Here is a 17,358-nt window from a genome sequence, read left to right on the forward strand (position 1 = left end):
GCCGAAGAGGTATCCTCAAATAGCAAACAGCCAGCTAACCCGGAGCGGATGAGCTACTACATTGCCCCCACCTTCCTCAAGGTCGTCGCCCTGCACCTGACGAAGAATCATCTCCCTTTGCCGGACGTGCCGGTTCCGCTCATCTTGGGCATCCACGGGCGTAAGGGTGAGGGCAAGACCTTTCAGTGCAACCTGATTTTCGAGCGCATGAAGGTCTATGCCGTTCACATCTCCGGCGGTGAGCTGGAAAGTCCCGACGCCGGGGATCCGGCTCGCATGATCCGTCTGCGCTACCGTGAAGCTGCCGAGCACATCCGCAAATTTGGCCAGATGGCCGTGCTGATGATCAACGACCTGGATGCCGGTGCTGGCCGTCTGAACACCATGACCCAGTACACCGTCAACACCCAACTGGTCAGCGCCACCTTGATGAACATCGCCGACAACCCCACCAACGTGCAGCTTCCCGGCAGCTACGATCCCAAGCCTCTGCCACGCGTGCCCATCATCGCCACCGGCAATGACTTTTCCACCCTCTATGCCCCCCTCATCCGCGATGGGCGCATGCGCAAGTTCTATTGGGAGCCCAGCCGCACCGACCGCGTTCACATCGTTCACGGCATTTTTCAGGCTGACGGGCTGTCGCTGGAGGAAGTCGAGCGCCTGGTGGACACTTTTCCTGAACAGGCCATCGACTTTTTCGGCGCCCTGCGCGCCCAACTTTACGACGAGCAGGTATGGCAATTGATCCAACAAGTGGGCCTAGAGGGCATAGCCTTTCGCCTGCTCAAAAGCAAAGAAGGCGCCCCCCACTTTCCGCCGCCGCGATTTTCTCTGGAGCAGTTGATCCAGGCCGGCCACCAGCTCAAAGCCGAGCAACAACAAGTAGAAGCCCGTCGCCTCTCCGAAGAATACCTTGGCCTCAAGCGCTCCGCCTCCCAGGAGCCGCCTCCCGCTTCCCCGCCATCCCCTCCTGGGGCTGCTCACTCGGTCGATCCTCCCCCCGTTCCGCTCAACCCAAAAGTGCAGGCCCATATTCGCCAGATCCTGGCGCAAGGATACGAAATCCAGGTGGAGCACGCGGATCCGCGCCGCTACCGGGTTCATTCCTGGCAGGAGTGTGGAGTTGCCCACCTGAAAGAATGGGCCGCTGCCTGTCAGACTGTCGAGCAGTGCCTCAGCCGTTTTCCCAAGGACTACATCCGGCTGGTGGGCGTAGATCCAGTGAAAAAACAACGGCGGATCGAGACCATTATCCAACGTCCATGAGGGGATCCCATCGCAAACTGGAAGGGGGAGTGCGGCGCCAGAGCAAAATGGCACAATGAGGGAGCCCCCTCTTTGCTCGACAATCCTCTCCAAATCATGCTGTGGCTGCGCCTTCTCCTGGTGGCTTTGTGCGTCGTGTTCATGGGCTGGTTGTCTCCGCCTGCCAATGCCCTCCTCAACGACGACCGCTACGACGGCAACATCTTTGCCCTCTACGGCTCCAACGGCGGCATGATCCCCCCTCGTGTCTCCCTGAAGCAGGCCAAAGAACAAGGGATCCCGGCCCTCCTCGTCTACTACATCGACGACAGCAGCGATTGCAAAAAATACGCTGCCACCCTGGCCAACCTGCAAGTTCGCTATGGGCTGGGAGTCTATTTCATCCCTTATTCTGTCGATTCCCTCTTGCCCGGGGATGAGCGCGGCCAGTACTACAGCGGTCGCGTTCCCCAAACCCTTCTTTTTGACTCCCAGGGCAACATTGCTTATCAATCCATCGGCAACCGCCCCATCACGGAAGTGGAAAACGCCATTCGCGCCCTCTTCCACCTGGATCCCGTCCCCCCAGGGGTGATCAAAGCCAAGCCCTTCAACGAGATCCAAACCGGATTTTCCCGACCCCGTTCCCCCGCCCCCCCAGCCGAGGCACAGCCGTGACCGCCCCTCCCGATTCCCCGGATTTGCTTGAGGCTCTGCAAGCCAAGCTCGAGAGCTTGCAAGCGCGGCTGGCCGATCTACGCGAGCTGGAGCGCCTGTCCCAGCTTTCCCCCGAACACTGGGCTGAAATTCAGGCGGAAGTCAGCCAATTGGAGCAACGCCTGCAAGCCTACCTGTTGGAAGTGTTTAACCCTGTCCCCGCCACCTTTTGGCAGGTGCTGCGCTTTGGCGGCCTGGGCCTGCTTCTTGGCATTGCTCTCCAGCGCTGGGTGCTGAGCTAGCACCCGTTAAGAACGATCAAAAGTCTTGGATCCCGGAGCCCTTTCCCATGCGCCTGCGACGCCCTAGGCCCTTCAGCTCGAGTACGTCCGCAACTTGCCTGACGATATCCAAACCATCGTCAGCGAGCAAAACACCATCCTCAATCTCGGCGACTTTCTCAATACCACCAAATAATCGATACCGAAGTGGCCCCCAGCCCCTCTCCCAAGCTGAGAACTAGAGTTACTCCCACCATCCAACTTCCCCACACCCCCAGAATCTGCCGCAGCAGCCCCAGACTTTCCCGCACCACCTGGGGGCTCAAGGGACGGGCTGGGATCCCCACCTTGGGCTTCTCTTTGGGGATCCCGCGATAGCAATTGGTGCCTCCCAACTGGATCTGCAGCCGCCAGGCAAAGGCCGCCTCGCTCCACCCCGAATTGGGGCTGGGATCCGCCCGCCCGTCGCGGCGACACCGCTGCCAAAACCCCCAGGGATCCCCGCTGAACAGGGCCAGCGTCAACACCGTCAGCCGGCAGGGCAGCCAGGTCAACACATCCTCACAGCGGGCCGGCACCGTGCCCAGGTAGGTAAAGGGGGCATGGCGATAGCCCACCATCGAATCAAGCGTGCTGCTGGCCTTGTAGGCCAAAGCCAGGGGCGCCCCTCCCAAAAAGGCATAGAACAAAGGGGCCGTCGCCCCGTCCGGGGTATTTTCCGCCACCGTCTCGATCACCGCCCGCAAAATCTCCGCCGCCGTCAGGTGCTCTGTATCCCGGCCCACGTAGCGGCTGAGGCATTGGCGGGCCTGCAGCAGATCCCCCTTTTCCAAGGGATCCAACACCTCCAAGGCGGCAAAGCGCAGGCTGCGCCCCCCCAGGCAACTGGCCATCAGGATGGCGTGCATCAGGATCCCTGCCCAGGGGTGGAGAGCCTGGGCAACGGCGATCAGCCCCCAGCCTGCCGCGTAGGATCCCGCCAGCAGCGCCAGTGTCAGCATTGCTCCGCCCCACCGTTGTGCCTGTGGGGTCGAACAGTGCTTGAGGATACAGCCTTGTCCCCAGGCGATGACCGCCCCCATCACCCGCACCGGATGGGGCCACCCCCAGGGATCTGCCAACCAGTAATCCAGACCCAGCGCTGCCGCCAGCACCAGCGCAGCAGCCGGCTGAGTCGGGAAAAAGGGCAAGCGCTCCATCCTGCCCATCAGACCACAAATCCACTCTCCTGATCCTGAGCCGCCTGCCAACTGCGGGCATCAAAATACAGATCCTCCAGAGTGGTTTCCTCCAGCACCTGCTGCGCCCGTCGGGCGATCCGCTCCCAGAGAGCCGCTGTCACCCAGTCCAGCCGCTCCGTCGAGCCTGCCTGAGGCACGGCTGAAGCTTTGGAACTCTCCACAAGCGGATCCAGAGATTCTCCCACCGCTGCCAAAATGGCGCTGATCGGGATCCGCCGCGGTGCTCGTGCCAGCCGGTAGCCCCCCTGCGCCCCCCGCTGCGAACAGACCAAACCGGCCTGGCGCAGCTCGATCAACAGCTTTTCCAGATAGGGGGCCGGGATCCGCTGTCGCTCAGCAATGGCCCGCACCGAGGCCATCTGCCCCGCGCCGAGCATCGCCAGATCCAGCAAAGCCCGGATGCTGTAAGTAGCTCGCGTGGTCAGCCGCACCTGCTCTCTCCCGCCAGTCTCTCCCGATCCTGCCACAGGGATCCCGGCTAGAGGGGTTAACCTAGAAAGCAGTACCCGCTCAGCTCTGGCCTCGTCGGGATGGAGCGCCCCACCGTCGGCCTCTACTTGGTGGCCACCCCTATCGGCAACCGCGAAGACATTACCCTGCGGGCGCTGCGGGTTTTGCGGGAGGTGGACTGGGTGGCAGCAGAAGACACCCGCCACTCCGGCCAGCTTCTCAAACACTTTCAGATCTCCGCCCGCCTCATCAGCTATCACGAGCACAACACGGCACAGCGGATCCCGCAAATCCTGAAGTATCTGGCGGCAGGGCAGTCGGTGGCTCTAATTAGCGATGCCGGCACACCCGCCATCTCCGATCCGGGTGAAGAACTGGTGCGCGCCTGCATCCAAGCCGGGATCCCCGTGATCCCGGTGCCTGGCCCGGTAGCGGCAGTGGCCGCCTTGGCTGCTTCTGGGCTGGCCACAGGGCGGTTTGTCTTCGAGGGTTTTTTGCCGCTCAAAGCCAGCCAGCGGCAGGCCCGTCTGCAACAACTGGCCCAAGAAGAGCGCACCATCGTCCTCTACGAAGCCCCCCACCGCCTGCAGCAAACTCTGCAAGATCTCCTGGCTCACTGCGGCCCGGAGCGGCAGATCGTGCTGGCCCGTGAGCTGACCAAGCTGCACGAGTTCTTCTGGCGGGGATCCCTGGCCGCCGCTCTCGAGCATTGCACCGCCCAGCCACCGCGGGGAGAGTTCACCCTTGTTCTAGAGGGGCGACCTTCCCCTGAAAAAGATGCAGAAACCTCCCCTTCCGAAGCGGAAGTTCGCCAGGAGCTGGCCCGCCTGCTGGCCGAGGGCCTTCCCCGCTCCGCCGCCAGCCGGCAACTGGCCCAGCGCTTCCAGGGATCCCACCTCTGGACGCGGCGCCGCCTTTATGATCTCTCTTTGCAACTGGAGCCGCCTCCCGGCTCGGATTCCTCCCTGACCCCTCCGGCAACCGACGACGAGACAGACTCCTAGAGCATGGCGCGCATCTTGTTGGTGGACGACGAAGTGGAGTTGGCCGATTCCCTGGCCCAGCACCTGCGGCGAGAGGGGCACAGCGTGGACGTGGCCTACGAGGGAAACAGTGCCTGGGAGCTGCTGCAGAAGCCCCCAGCTCCACCCTACGACCTACTGGTACTGGACTGGATGTTGCCGGGACTGTCCGGCCTCTCCCTCTGCCAACGGATGCGCCAGGTGGAAAAAACTGCGTCCCGCGCCACCCCCATCCTCTTCCTAACCGCCAAAGATACCCTCGACGACCGGGTGGAAGGGCTGGACGCCGGCGCCGACGACTACCTGGTCAAGCCCTTCGAGCTGCGGGAGCTGCTGGCGCGGGTGCGGGCCCTCTTGCGGCGGGCCGCCAGCCCCGGCGAAGGGATCCCTCGCCTGCAAATTGGGGATCTGGAGCTGGATCGGGAGAACCAAGTGGCCTACCGCCAGGGGCGGATGATCCACCTCTCCCAAAAGGAATTCCGCCTGCTGGAGTACTTCATGACCCACCCTGGCCAGTTGCTCACCCACGAGCAGATCTACGAGCGGGTGTGGGCCGGCGAGGATCCCCCCAGCAGCAACGTCCTGGCCGCCCAGGTGCGCCTGTTGCGGCGTCGCCTGCGCTTGCCCGGCTCCCCCGAGTTGATCCACGCCGTCTATGGCAAAGGCTACCGCTTCGGGCCTGTGGCCGAGGATCCCTAGCAGTCATCAACTCCCCTCTCCCGCCGGGAGAGGGGCTGGGGGTGAGGGCATTACTTAGACTTGAGTTTCTCCGCCTTCTCGATGGCCTCCTCGATGGTGCCCACCAGGTAAAAAGCCTGCTCCGGCAGATCGTCCAGTTCTCCCGACAAAATGCGCTGGAAGCCCTTGATGGTGTCCTCCAACTTCACGTACTTGCCGGGCGAGCCGGTGAACACCTCCGCCACAAAGAACGGCTGCGACAGGAAGCGCTCGATACGGCGGGCGCGGGCCACCACCAGCTTGTCTTCTTCCGACAGCTCGTCCAACCCCAGAATGGCGATGATATCCTGCAACTCTTTGTAGCGCTGCAGCGTTTGCTTCACCGCCCGAGCGGTGTTGTAGTGCTCCTCACCCACAATGTCTGCCTGCAAGATGGTGGACGAAGAATCCAGAGGATCCACCGCCGGGTAGATGCCCTTGGCGGCCAAGCTGCGCGACAGCACCACTGTCGAATCCAGGTGGGCAAACGTCGTCGCCGGTGCCGGATCCGTCAGGTCATCGGCGGGCACATACACCGCCTGGACCGAAGTGATGGATCCCTGCTTGGTAGAGGTGATGCGCTCTTGCAGGTTGCCCATTTCGGTGGCCAGGGTAGGCTGATACCCCACCGCCGAGGGCATGCGGCCCAACAGCGCCGACACTTCCGACCCGGCCTGCACAAAGCGGAAGATGTTGTCGATAAACAGCAGCACATCCTGCTTGTTGACGTCGCGGAAGTACTCCGCCATCGTCAGGGCGGTCAGGCCCACCCGCATACGGGCGCCCGGCGGCTCGTTCATCTGGCCGTACACCAGCGCCACCTTGTCCAGCACCCCCGATTCTTTCATCTCGTTGTAGAGGTCGTTCCCCTCGCGGGTGCGCTCTCCCACGCCGGCAAACACCGATAGGCCGGAGTGCTCCTCGGCGATGTTGTGGATCAGCTCTTGGATGAGCACCGTCTTGCCTACGCCGGCGCCGCCAAACAGGCCCACCTTGCCGCCCTTTTTGAAGGGGGCCAGCAGGTCGATCACCTTAATGCCCGTTTCAAAGGGCTCTGGCTTAATCGTCAAATTGACAAACTCCGGCGCGCTGCGGTGGATGGGGGCAAATTCTTGAGCTTGAACGGGCTCCCCTTGGTCAACCGGCTCTCCCAGCACATTAAAAATACGACCTAGGGTGGGCTGCCCAACCGGTACGGTAATCGGAGCGCCCGTATCCACCACTGGCATGCCCCGTACCAAGCCATCGGTAGAGGACATGGCCACCGCCCGCACGCGGTTGTCTCCCAGAAGCTGCTGCACCTCGAAGGTGATGTTGATCTTCAGGCCACTTTCGGTTGTGCCCTCCACCTTGAGGGCATTGTAAATTTCGGGCAGCTTGCCGCTGGGAAACTCGGCGTCGATCACAGGGCCAATGACCTGTGTAATGTAGCCAACATTGGTGGCAGTAGCGGTGGCAGTAACCATAGTTGAGGCTCAGCTCCTTGTGTGCGCAGCTATCGACTCAGCAAAGCCGGGTTGATGTTGATAAGTCATTAATCATCATACAAATAAAGGGATCCAGTTGCTGCTGCGCTTGTTCTGCGACAGAGTAGGCTTTTCTTCGCTACCCTAGAGCTAGGCAAGACAGGGGAATGGCAGCGATGGATCACTACGGAGGGCGTACTGCACAGCTTGGCTCCGTCCGCTTGGGAGGACGGCGTCCTCGCCCCCGGCGCGGCCCGGCTCTGCAACTGGGGATCCTCGGCTTTTTGCTGGGGTTGGGGGTGATGGGGGGAGCTTGGTGGTACAGCATCGGGCCGCGGCAAACCCTTTCTTTGTACTGGCTGACCAGTGCTGACAATTCCATCTACTACGTGCAGCAGGAGCGCTCCCTGCGCGCTTTTGACACCCAAGAGGCCATTCGTCTGGCCTTGGAAGAGCTGATTGCCGGCCCCCGGGATCCCCACCTTGCCACCGCTATCCCCTCCCAGACGCGGCTGCTGGATGTGCGGGTGGAAGGCAACGATATTTTCCTCAATTTCTCTTCTGAATTCACGCAAGGGGGGGGATCCACGGCGATGATGAGCCGGATCGCGCAGGTGCTCTACACGGCCACCAGCCAGAACCCCGGCGCGCGGGTGTGGATCTCCGTCGAGGGGCGCGCCCTCGAGGTGTTGGGGGGGGAAGGGCTAATTATCGACCAACCCTTGACGCGGGCCTCGTTTGTGCCCAGCTTCCAGCTGCCGGCAGAACCTGAGGCGAAGCCGTCAGCCGTATCAGCCTCTTGAAACCCTTGAGACAAAGATCATGAACTGGTTGCAGCGGGTGGGCAGCAGTTTTCTCCTGGCCGGTCAGGTGATCTTGCACCTGCTGCAAGGCCGTATTCATCGGCGCAACACCCTGGAGCAACTGGCGACAGTGGGGCTGGAGTCGCTGCTGATTGTTTTGATCACGGCGGTGGTGATCAGCGGCGTTTTCACCATTCAGTTGGCACGCGAGTTCATCAATTTCGGGGCCTCTTCCCTCATCGGCGGGGTTTTGGCCATTGCCCTGGCCCGCGAGCTGACGCCGGTGGTGACGGCGGTGATCCTGGCCGGACGGGTGGGATCCGCCTTTGCCGCCGAGCTGGGCACCATGAAAGTCACCGAGCAGATCGACGCTCTGCTGTTGTTGCGCACCGATCCGGTGGATTACCTGGTGATCCCGCGGGTGGTGGCTTCAGGGCTGATGCTGCCGGTGCTCACCATCCTCTCCTTGCTAACCGGCTTAGTGGGAGGGATGATCATCTGCGCTTCGGTCTACAACATTCCTTCCGCGGTGTTTCTCACCTCGGCTCAGAATCTCCTGGCCCCTTGGGACTTGCTCGTCTGTTGTTTGAAGGCGATGGTGTTCGGGGCTCTGATCGCCATTGTCGGCTCCAACTGGGGCCTTTCCACCAGCGGCGGCGCCAAGGGGGTGGGGCGCTCCACCACCGATGCTGTCGTCACGGCGCTGCTGGGCGTGTTTGTTACCAACTTTCTGATCTCTTGGCTGTTGTTTCAGGGGCCGGGTAGCGCCCTCAGCCGCGCGCTGTAGTCGCGCCTGCCCACGCTGCCGCTAAGATGGGATCCCCTGCCCATTCTCCGGATCCATGCGAGTGGAATTTCAGATTTTGCGACAGTTGCCGCCGGAGCCACCCCGCTGGCAGTCTTTCTGGCTGGAGACATCCCCTGGCGCTACCATTCTCGATTGCCTCAACCGGATCAAGTGGGAGCAGGATGGCAGCTTGGCCTTCCGCAAAAACTGCCGCAACACCATCTGTGGCAGTTGTGCCATGCGCATCAACGGCAGGGCTGCTTTGGCCTGTGGCCGACAGGTGGGCGAAGAGCTGGATCCCCGCAGCCCTCAGCCCATTCGCATCGGCCCTTTGGGCAACCTGCCCGTCCTGCGGGATCTGGTGGTGGATATGCAGCCCTTCTGGAACGATCTCAGCCGGGTGGATCCCTTTGTCAGCACGGCGGGGCGCCGCATCCCGGAGCGGGAATTTTTACAGTTGCCTGCCGAACGGGAGCATCTCAACGCTGCCGGTGGCTGTATTCTCTGCGGGGCCTGCTATTCCGACTGCAACGCCAAAGAGGTGAACCCGGAGTTTGTCGGCCCTCATGCTTTGGCCAAAGCCAACCGCCTTGTCCAAGACAGCCGCGACAGCCGACGGGAACAACGCCTGCAAGCTCAAGATAGCTTGGCCGGCGTCTGGGGCTGTACCCGCTGCTGGAACTGCAACAGTGTCTGCCCGATGGGTGTAGCGCCCCTGGATCAAATCACCGAGCTCAAGCAAGGGATCCTCTCCCGAGACCAGACTCCTGTTTTGTTGGGCAACCGTTCTCGTGCCCAGGACATAGCCATCCGCCACCGCAAGACCCTGGTGCAACTGGTGCGCTCCGGTGGTTGGGTGGATGAGCGCCGCTTCGGCCTGCAGGTGGTGGGGCGGGAGGGGCTGCTCAGCTTGGTGCCTTTGGGGCTGCGCCTGCTGGCCAGGGGCAAATTTCCCTTGCGCTTCAAGCCCTCCTCAGGGACGGCGACGGTGCGGCGGCTGATCGATGCGGTCAGACAGGAAACGAACGGTGGCGCCGCGGATCCCTAAGCCCCATTTTTGAGATTTTCCTGGCCTGAGATCAGCCGGGCGCTCAGGATCTGGTCCCCTAGCTTGATCTTGCGCAGCACCTCGGTGCCCTCGGTAACATAACCGAATACGGCATAGCGGCCATCCATGAGGTTGAGGCCGGCAGGGGTGAGATCCGGCTCGGCCATGAAGATGAAGAACTGAGAAGAGGCGCTGTTGGGATCATCGGGATAGCGGGCCATGGCCACCGTCCCCTCAGCAGCAAAGGGCAGGGCCGGCTCTACATCCCACAGGCCCAGTTGATCGAAGGTCTGGCCGTAGCGGGGCACCACCTCGCCTTTGGCGCGGATCTCCATCGGGATGGTGCGAACCTTGCCGGTGGCCGGATCCACATAGCCGTCGGCAGGGCCTGGGGGATCCCCCGCTTGCACCAGGAAGAAGTTCTCCACCCGGTCAAAGGTCAGGCCGTCGTAGAAGCCCCGCTGCACCAAATCGGCAAAGTTGCCGGCGGTGAGGGGGGCGCTATACCCATCCAGCGTGATCACCATGCGCCCGGCGGTGGTGTTCAGCTCCACTTCCGCCCGGCCCAGGAGCTGCGGCTTGTCAGCGTATTCGGCAGGGATCGCGTAGGGAAAAGCCCCCACCCAGTGGTTTTCCAGGGATCCCAGCTCGTCTATGAGGCGGTCGTAGGCGGCGCGGGCCTCTTCCTTGCCCTTGGATTTGCGCTCCGTGGCCTGGCCGATGGTTTGCAACTCCTGGCGTAGAGCGGCAACTTCTCCAGCGGCGGCAGCAGCCTGCTCAGGGGGCAACTCCGCCAAGAGGGGATCCGTGTAGCGATCCAGAAGCCGCTCCACCTGGCGCACATCTCCCCGCACCGCCGACCAGCGGTTGTACTTCAAGTCGCTCTCAATTTTGGTGATGGCCTCATCGATTTCCCAGATCCGGCTGTCTTGGATGGGCAGCGCCCGCCGCAAGAGAGTACGCGGATCCGTAATGGCATCCCCTTGCGGCAGCGCCAGGGCCGGGATCCCACCCAGCCAAACCACCCACAGCAACACAGCAGCTAAGACAAGCCGGAGCGATTTTCTCCCCCACTCCCACCGATTGCTGCCAACTGCGGATCCCTGCTGGGCACGCTGCGCCATATCCTCACCTGTTGCCGACACTGCTTTTGCTCTCAGCCTGGCATTCTACCGTTGCTGGCGGCAAGCGTTGCTGCAAGAGAAGAGAATGCAAAGGTCAAACGGCCAGGAACCGGCTGCGTCCCCCTCCTACCTGGGAACGACGGCCTCACAGATCCAAGGGTGTGGCGCGAAATTGATCCAAAAGCCCAAAAACAGCTAAGAAGCGACGGGACTGGGGATCCAAAACCAACAGGCTGCCGGAGCCGTCCATGAGGATGGCCATGAGCAAAGGCTGACGGGCCAGCTCAGCTCGAGGGTTCTCGATGCGGGTGGGGCTTAGAGTTACTGTGGCTGACTGCGGGATCCCTTGCAGATCGGTTATGCGGTTAACTTGCAAGCTGACCTGGGCAGGAGAAAGCTGGGTGACCGGCTGAGGCGGATCCCCTGCTTGCAAGAGGGCAATGTTGAACTCCATCTCCCCCTGGGTGGTGCTGAAACTGCGCGTCAGAGCCCCGTTGAAGGTCAAGCGCGTTTGGGATCCCAAAGAAGCAGGGTCGATCCCTGTGCTACTGGAAGAGCCACAGCCGGTTATGGAGATCCCCAGCAGGATCAAGACAATTGCCCAGCCAGTTTCTCGGTTTTGGGGTCTGCTAAGCTGCATTGTTGAAACCTGAAGAATATAGCCGATAACACAGACAAGCTTGAGGACAGCAGCGTAAACCTACCATGAGAAGAACTCAGGAGCATCGCGGAGAAAAGAACCCAAGTGTACAAGAAAGTACACTATAAGCTTGTTTTCGGGTCGATTGCTTCTATCGACGACGTTTCTGCAAGCTAATTGCTCTCCTTTAACCTTGGCTAGGAAACCTTCTCTGTCTCCATTTGGGGCAGGGCAGGGGCGACGGCGATTGTCCCTGCAGAGGTGCCTGTAGCCCGCCTGCGGGTGTAAGCTCTAGAGGGATCCCTCTGGGTGAGGAGGACGGTCGGACATGGCGGCCAAGCAACTGAAGTTCTACTGGAGCCCGCAGTACCAAATCTTTAGCTGTGACGGGGCCAAGCTGGAGGGGCACGGCGCCATTCAAACCAATCCCTCGCATGACTTGGTGCATCTGTTTATCGCCGCCAACGGCAATATGCCCTGGCAGCCGGTAGAAAGCCGCGAGCAAACCTGCTTTGCCGAGTACAACGCCGTGCTGCTGGAGCACCTTTTGGTCAACTGCTTCAACGCGGCGGCGCTGGGATCCATGGCCCCGGAGCAGGTTGTTCCGGAGGCGCGCAAGTTTTTGCAGTGGTTTGTTTCCGAGCACTACGCGCCATTTCCGGTCTCTGAAGAAGAGGCTTTTTGTTGCTTTGCAGCACACCTAGATATCGAGCGCATGGTGCGGTTATTCCCCTACTTCTACAGTTTGCGCGCCTGGGAGTGCTTCAGCCCCGATTACCGCAACGAGGTTTACGACTTGGAATTTACTTCCGAAGACGATCCGGTCAGGGAAGCCCCGGAATGGGCGGCGGATCCCAATATCTTGGAGACCCAAGAGCTGGTGCGGCAGAAGCTCGCTGAAGCTGTGGCGGAGGCGAGATCGATCCGGCCCAAGGCGGAGCCCGTTTTCCCGCCAACCTTGTTGGCTTCACCGCTGTCCAATCCCCCAGCCAAGACCAAGCAGAAAAAAGCCGGGCTCGGTTTCAAGCCCACCCCCACCCGTTAATGGTTGATCCCCCCTTCCCGGTCTCATCAAGGGAGAGGGGTTGGGGGCTGACTACTCTGGGCCCACCACCAAGCGGCGGAAGGCCTTCTTGCCCACCTGGAGAACCCGCCCGACCAGGTCAGAAGCGTTGGCAAACTCCAAGTCGGGATCCTCCACTTTTTGTCCGTCCAGCCGCACGGCGCCTCCTTGGATTTGCCGACGGGCCTCGGCGGCGCTCTTGCACAGGCCGGACTCGCGCAGGATGTAGCTGAGTTTTGCCGGGTAAGACAAGCCCTCGACGGCAAAGGTGGGGATGGATCCCGTCTCGACGAGATTGCCTTGCAACACCAGGGCTTGGGCGGTGCGCTGCGCCTCTTCTGCCGCTTCAGGGGAGTGAAATTGGGCCACCAGAGTTTTGGCTAGGAGAATCTGGCGCTGACGGGGATCTGCCGGCAGCTCTGAGGGGGGCACCGCCGTGAGCAACTCAAAATACCGCTCCACCAGGTGATCCGGCACCTTCTCCAGCTTGGAGTACATGGTGAGGGGATCCTCGGTCAGGCCCACGTAGTTGTTTTTGGACTTGGACATTTTCTGGTAGCCATCCAAGCCCTCCAGAAGCGGCACCGTCAGGCAAAACTGCGGGGTTTGGCCTTTCCAAAGCTGCAGCTCCCGGCCAACCAGGAGGTTAAAGCGCTGGTCGGTTCCCCCCAGCTCCACGTCGGCTGCCAGGGCCACCGAGTCGTAGCCCTGCAGGAGGGGGTAAAGAAATTCGTGCAAGTACACCGGTGTTCCAGCTTGGTAGCGCTGGGCAAAGTCTTCTTTGGCCAACATCTGCCCCACCGTCATCTGGGCCTGCAGCTCGATTAGCTCGCTGAGGGTGAGGCGGGCCAGCCACTCGCTGTTGCGGCGCACCTCCAGCCGGCCAGGGGTCGCAAAGTCCAAAATCTTGCCAGCCTGCTCCAGATAGGTGCGGGCGTTTTCTTCCACTTCTGCCGGCGTCAGGCGGGGACGCGCCTCCGACTGGCCAGTGGGATCCCCCACCAGCGCCGTAAAATCCCCAATGAGCAAAATGGCCACGTGGCCGGCATCCTGAAACTGCCGCAACTTGCGCAAGACCACCGCGTGGCCCAGGTGCAGATCTGGCCGCGTCGGATCGATGCCCAGCTTGACCCGCAAAGAGCGATCCGTTGTGGCCAAGCGCTCTTCCAGAGCTGCCGCCCCCCCCGGAAAGATCTCGGCCACCCCCCGCTGGGCGATCTCGGCGATGCAGGGATCCCTTGGGGCCGACGAGAGGGCAGTTGGCGATGTCCCTAGAGTTGATTCCATCCCTTGGATCGAGGTGCACCATGAGCCATTTTAAGCCTATCCACCCACCCGGCTTCGCCCCACCCAGAAAGGATCCCCTGCCGGCCCAAGAAGCACCGCCCTATAATGGGTCAGACTTGCGGTCGCTCCGCAACGCTGAAGTGACGGAGTTTTTGACGTGACCTACGGTCGCAGACGCTCGGGGGCTCGCGGCCATCTCTCCCCCCGCTTGGGGTATGGTGAGTACGCCGGCGCGGCCCCACCCACCCGCCCCTCCTGGAGGGCTCAGGTTGCCGCCACGGTGGGCAATCTGTTGCTGGGATCCCTGCTGTTGGGATCTACGGCGACGGCCGCCGGCTTGATGGGGTTGGCCATCAGCTTCCGCAACCTGCCGGATGTACATCAATTGCGGGACTACGTGCCGGTGGCCACCACCCACATTGTCGATATTCGCGGCGAGCCGATTGCCAGCTTGCATGGGGAAGCCAACCGGGAGGTGATCTCGCTGGACGAGGTCTCGCCGGAGATGAAAAAGGCGCTGCTGGCCATTGAAGATAGCCACTTCTACACCCACCCCGGCATCAACCCGGTCAGCTTGGGCCGGGCCCTTCTGGGCAGCGTTGAGGGGGGCTTGGGCTCAGCGGGAGGCGGCTCCACCCTGACGATGCAACTGGTGAAGAACCTGTTTTTGAGGCCGGAGCGCACCCTCAGCCGCAAAGTAGCCGAGGTCGTGCTGGCGGTGCGGCTGGAGCAGGTCTTTACCAAAGACGAGATCCTGGAGATGTACCTCAACCAGGTGTACTGGGGGCACAACCTCTACGGCATCCAGGCGGCGGCCCGCAGCTACTTCAACAAGGATGCGGCAGAGCTAAACTTGGCGGAAGCGGCGATGTTGGCCGGGATCCTGCCGGCTCCAGAAACCCTCAGCCCCTTCCGTAACCTGGAGGGAGCCAAACGCCGGCAGCGGCTGGTGCTGGATCGCCTGGTGGAGCTGAAGTGGATTACCCCGGAAGAAGCCCAGGCAGCCCGCGAGCAAGAATTGACCTTGGGCCGCATCACCTCCTTCCAGAGCAACGCCCCGGCGGTCACCGACGTCATCGAAGCCGAGCTGCGGCGTCGCTATGGCGAGCAGGCAATTCTCCAGGGGGGGCTGCGGGTGCAGGCCACCATCGACCTGCGGCTGCAACGCTTGGCAGAGCGCATTGTCAACGAAGATGGGCCCCGCATTGGAGCTGCTCGCCGGGCCGACCAGATGGCCCTGGCGGCAGTGGATCCCCGCACCGGCTATGTCAAGGCCCTTGTGGGCGGCATCAACGCCCAACGGGGCCAATTTAACCGCGCCACCCAGGCTTTTCGCCAAACGGGATCCACCTTCAAGCCCTACGTGTACTACGCGGCCCTGGCCAGCGGGTGGTATTCTCCTGGCAGTATCCTGGAAGACACCCCTGTCACCTATCCCGGCTCGCCCCCCTACAGCCCGAAAAACTACGACAACACCTTTTACGGCCCCCTCACTTTTGCCCGCGCCTTGGAGCTCTCCCGCAACGTGCCCACCGTCAAGCTGGCAGATGAGGTTGGGATCCGCAACGTCATTGCAGCGGCCCAGGCCACGGGCATCAGCGCCGAGATGTTCCCCAACCTGGCCACGGCCCTGGGCTCGGCCAGCATCAGCCCCCTGGAGATGGCGGCCAGCTATGCGGTGTTTGCCAATGGCGGCTACCGGGTGGAGCCAACCTTCTTGGCCCAGGTGGTGGATCGCAACGGTCAGATTCTCTTCGAGGCCAAGCCCCAGCCGCAGCAGGTTTTGGATCCCTGGGCGGTGGCTACCCTCAACCAGATCCTCAAGGGGGTGGTGACCCAGGGCACCGGGACCGCGGCCCGTCTGGACGATGGGCGACCGGTAGCAGGCAAAACCGGCACCACCTCCGACTTTCGCGACGCCTGGTTTATCGGCTATGTGCCGCAACTGTCCACCGCCATTTGGATCGGCAACGACAACAACTCCCCCATGCTGCCCGGCACGGCAGGGGGCGCTTTTGTCGCCCCCACCTGGAAGCGCTTCATGGCCGAGGCCCTGCAAGGGATCCCACCCCAAGACTTCCCTAGCCCTCAGCAATTTTCCCCTCCCCGGCCATGAGCAATAGCGAGGAGCGGCTGGCGCGCATTGAGCGCACCATCGAGGCCAATGCTCAGGCCATCGCCCAACTGGCCCGGCAAAACCAAGAGCTGCTGCAGACCATTGCCGGCACCGAAGAGCGCATCGCCAGAGCTGAGGAACGCATCGCCAACGCCGAGGAGCGCGTCGCTAAGGCAGAAGAACGTCTGGAAGCCGAGGTCAAACGCTGGGACGAGCGGTTTTTCCAGCTCAGCCGCGACACCCTCAACTTCACCCGCAATGTGGTTACCATCGCCGCCATCACAGCGGTTTTGATCCCGCTGCTGCGGGATGTCGCCCCCCTGCTGATCGAGCTGCTGCGGCAGGGATCCCGTTAGCCCCCGGTCATCGAAGGGCCCAGGGGATCCCAAAGCGTAATCGTTCTGAGTTACACTAAGACTGCAAAGAAAGGTAACGCCTTTGTCTGGTTTACCCTTAGCCTTGGCCGCGTTCTTTCTTGCATTCCTTGCACAAGACACAGAGGACAGACGATTATGGCTTTTGAACTCCCAGCTCTGCCCTACCCTGCCGACGCCCTCAAGCCCTATATGTCGGCGGAAACCTTCTCCTACCACCACGGCAAGCACCACGCCGCCTACGTGGCCAACCTGAACAAGCTGATCGAGGGCACCGATCTGGCCAATAAGTCCCTGGAAGAAATTATCAAGACCACGTTTGGGGATCCCGACAAAGTGGGCATCTTCAACAATGCTGCCCAAGTCTGGAACCACACCTTCTTCTGGGAATCCATGAAGCCGGGTGGGGGCGGCGCGCCGACGGGGCCCATCGCCGACAAGATCAACGCCGACCTGGGCGGCTACGACAAGTTTGTGGAAGCCTTCAAAACGGCGGCGGCCACCCAGTTTGGCAGCGGCTGGGCTTGGCTAGTGCTGGACAACGGCACCCTCAAGGTCACCAAAACCCCCAACGCCGAAAACCCGCTGGTGCACGGCCAAGTGCCCTTGCTCACCCTGGATGTGTGGGAGCACGCCTACTACCTGGACTACCAAAACCGGCGTCCCGACTTCATCAGCGCCTACCTGGAACACCTGGTGAACTGGGATGCCGCCAATGCCCGGCTGGCAGCCGCCTGACTGACCCTCTTCTGGGATCCTCTGACGGGGGATCCCATCGAGGACTAGCCTTGCCCAGCTCTTTGCCAGGGGATCCTCAGGGATCCCTTTTTTTCGGCTTAGTCCTTCCCCAAGCGTTCCCGCTCTTCGCGCAGGCGTTGTAGGAAGCTGGGCGTAGGGTTTTGGGCAGGGGTGGGAAAGGCAGCAGCAGGAGGAGCGGCCCGGTTGATGGGGGGAAAGAGGGGGCGATTGACCGGCTGGGGCGGCAGGGGGGTGCTGGGAATGGGAGTGGGCGGGGGGGCCGGCGCTGCAACGGG

The 17,358-nt window shown here is 62.0% G+C and carries 18 protein-coding genes and 1 pseudogene; 12 read left to right on the forward strand and 7 right to left on the reverse strand.

What is annotated here, in order from left to right; translation table 11 throughout:
* Window positions 1–48: 48 nt before the first annotated feature.
* The 3 genes from NW858_RS04155 to NW858_RS04165 all read left to right on the forward strand — a co-directional run bounded on the left by NW858_RS04155 (window position 49) and on the right by NW858_RS04165 (window position 2,207).
* A complete protein-coding gene (locus NW858_RS04155) occupies window positions 49–1,269 on the forward strand; it encodes a ribulose bisphosphate carboxylase small subunit (protein WP_414519912.1) in 1,221 nt (406 codons plus the stop codon).
* A gap of 72 nt (window positions 1,270–1,341) precedes the next feature.
* Complete coding sequence (locus tag NW858_RS04160) at window positions 1,342–1,926, forward strand: thylakoid membrane photosystem I accumulation factor (protein ID WP_414335264.1); 585 nt, start codon at window positions 1,342–1,344, stop codon at window positions 1,924–1,926.
* On the forward strand, window positions 1,923–2,207 hold the full coding sequence (locus NW858_RS04165; protein ID WP_414519914.1) for a hypothetical protein: 285 nt from the start codon (window positions 1,923–1,925) through the stop codon (window positions 2,205–2,207). Before NW858_RS04160 ends, NW858_RS04165 begins: the two co-directional genes overlap by 4 nt.
* 158 nt (window positions 2,208–2,365) lie before the next feature.
* Here NW858_RS04165 and cbiB read toward each other — a convergent pair whose 3' ends face one another.
* Window positions 2,366–3,394, reverse strand: coding sequence for an adenosylcobinamide-phosphate synthase CbiB (gene cbiB / locus NW858_RS04170; RefSeq protein ID WP_414519916.1), 1,029 nt, complete (start codon window positions 3,392–3,394; stop codon window positions 2,366–2,368).
* On the reverse strand, window positions 3,394–3,858 hold the full coding sequence (locus NW858_RS04175) for an Rrf2 family transcriptional regulator (RefSeq protein WP_414519918.1): 465 nt from the start codon (window positions 3,856–3,858) through the stop codon (window positions 3,394–3,396). The genes cbiB and NW858_RS04175 overlap by 1 nt, the downstream gene beginning before the upstream one ends.
* A 99-nt stretch (window positions 3,859–3,957) precedes the next feature.
* On the opposite strand from NW858_RS04175, the gene rsmI reads away from it, so the two are divergent.
* Together rsmI and rppA are read left to right on the forward strand one after the other, a co-directional pair.
* Window positions 3,958–4,881 carry a 16S rRNA (cytidine(1402)-2'-O)-methyltransferase gene (gene rsmI / locus NW858_RS04180; RefSeq protein ID WP_414519920.1) on the forward strand — a complete coding sequence of 308 codons (924 nt, stop codon included), beginning with the start codon at window positions 3,958–3,960 and terminating at the stop codon, window positions 4,879–4,881.
* Window positions 4,882–4,884: 3 nt separating this feature from the next.
* Window positions 4,885–5,598 (forward strand): two-component system response regulator RppA, encoded by a 714-nt coding sequence (gene rppA, locus NW858_RS04185; protein WP_414519922.1) that lies wholly within the window; start codon window positions 4,885–4,887, stop codon window positions 5,596–5,598.
* 50 nt (window positions 5,599–5,648) lie between these two features.
* On the opposite strand, the gene atpD is transcribed toward rppA, so the two are convergent.
* Entirely contained in the window at window positions 5,649–7,082 is a 1,434-nt protein-coding gene (atpD, locus tag NW858_RS04190; RefSeq protein ID WP_414335276.1) for a F0F1 ATP synthase subunit beta, read from the reverse strand.
* Window positions 7,083–7,258: 176 nt separating this feature from the next.
* On the opposite strand from atpD, the gene NW858_RS04195 reads away from it, so the two are divergent.
* The 3 genes from NW858_RS04195 to NW858_RS04205 are packed head-to-tail and all read left to right on the forward strand — an operon-like array spanning window position 7,259 to window position 9,720.
* On the forward strand, window positions 7,259–7,885 hold the full coding sequence (locus NW858_RS04195) for a GerMN domain-containing protein (protein WP_414335278.1): 627 nt from the start codon (window positions 7,259–7,261) through the stop codon (window positions 7,883–7,885).
* A 16-nt stretch (window positions 7,886–7,901) separates the two neighbouring features.
* Window positions 7,902–8,672 carry an MlaE family lipid ABC transporter permease subunit gene (locus NW858_RS04200; RefSeq protein WP_414335284.1) on the forward strand — a complete coding sequence of 257 codons (771 nt, stop codon included), beginning with the start codon at window positions 7,902–7,904 and terminating at the stop codon, window positions 8,670–8,672.
* A 55-nt stretch (window positions 8,673–8,727) separates the two neighbouring features.
* Complete coding sequence (locus NW858_RS04205) at window positions 8,728–9,720, forward strand: succinate dehydrogenase/fumarate reductase iron-sulfur subunit (protein ID WP_414519924.1); 993 nt, start codon at window positions 8,728–8,730, stop codon at window positions 9,718–9,720.
* Here NW858_RS04205 and NW858_RS04210 read toward each other — a convergent pair.
* Both NW858_RS04210 and NW858_RS04215 read right to left on the reverse strand, forming a co-directional pair.
* Window positions 9,717–10,844: a peptidylprolyl isomerase gene (locus tag NW858_RS04210; protein ID WP_414519926.1), complete on the reverse strand. Its 1,128-nt coding sequence runs from the start codon at window positions 10,842–10,844 to the stop codon at window positions 9,717–9,719. The two genes, NW858_RS04205 and NW858_RS04210, sit on opposite strands and share 4 nt — an antisense overlap.
* A 145-nt stretch (window positions 10,845–10,989) precedes the next feature.
* Window positions 10,990–11,484, reverse strand: a complete 495-nt coding sequence (locus NW858_RS04215; RefSeq protein WP_414519927.1) for a hypothetical protein — start codon at window positions 11,482–11,484, stop codon at window positions 10,990–10,992.
* A gap of 328 nt (window positions 11,485–11,812) precedes the next feature.
* Here NW858_RS04215 and NW858_RS04220 point away from each other — a divergent pair, with 328 nt between their 5' ends.
* Entirely contained in the window at window positions 11,813–12,529 is a 717-nt protein-coding gene (locus tag NW858_RS04220) for a hypothetical protein (protein WP_414519929.1), read from the forward strand.
* A 51-nt stretch (window positions 12,530–12,580) separates the two neighbouring features.
* Here the strand turns inward: NW858_RS04220 and tyrS are convergent, their stop codons facing one another.
* A complete protein-coding gene (tyrS, locus tag NW858_RS04225) occupies window positions 12,581–13,834 on the reverse strand; it encodes a tyrosine--tRNA ligase (protein WP_414519931.1) in 1,254 nt (417 codons plus the stop codon).
* Window positions 13,835–13,991: 157 nt separating this feature from the next.
* Between tyrS and NW858_RS04230 the strand changes: the two genes are divergently transcribed.
* From NW858_RS04230 to NW858_RS04240, 3 genes are all read left to right on the forward strand, one after another.
* Window positions 13,992–15,950, forward strand: coding sequence for a transglycosylase domain-containing protein (locus NW858_RS04230; RefSeq protein ID WP_414519933.1), 1,959 nt, complete (start codon window positions 13,992–13,994; stop codon window positions 15,948–15,950).
* Window positions 15,947–16,306, forward strand: coding sequence for a hypothetical protein (locus NW858_RS04235; protein WP_414426943.1), 360 nt, complete (start codon window positions 15,947–15,949; stop codon window positions 16,304–16,306). The genes NW858_RS04230 and NW858_RS04235 overlap by 4 nt, the downstream gene beginning before the upstream one ends.
* Before the next feature lie 156 nt (window positions 16,307–16,462).
* The gene (locus NW858_RS04240; protein ID WP_414335503.1) at window positions 16,463–17,062 is read left to right on the forward strand and encodes a superoxide dismutase; all 600 of its coding nucleotides are present in this window, start codon (window positions 16,463–16,465) and stop codon (window positions 17,060–17,062) included.
* Between the two features lie 98 nt (window positions 17,063–17,160).
* Here NW858_RS04240 and NW858_RS04245 read toward each other — a convergent pair.
* Window positions 17,161–17,358 (reverse strand): annotated as a pseudogene (locus NW858_RS04245) (serine/threonine protein kinase); the annotation flags it as partial.

It is taken from the genome of Synechococcus sp. H55.10 (genome assembly GCF_047502715.1).
GTDB lineage: Bacteria > Cyanobacteriota > Cyanobacteriia > Thermostichales > Thermostichaceae > Thermostichus.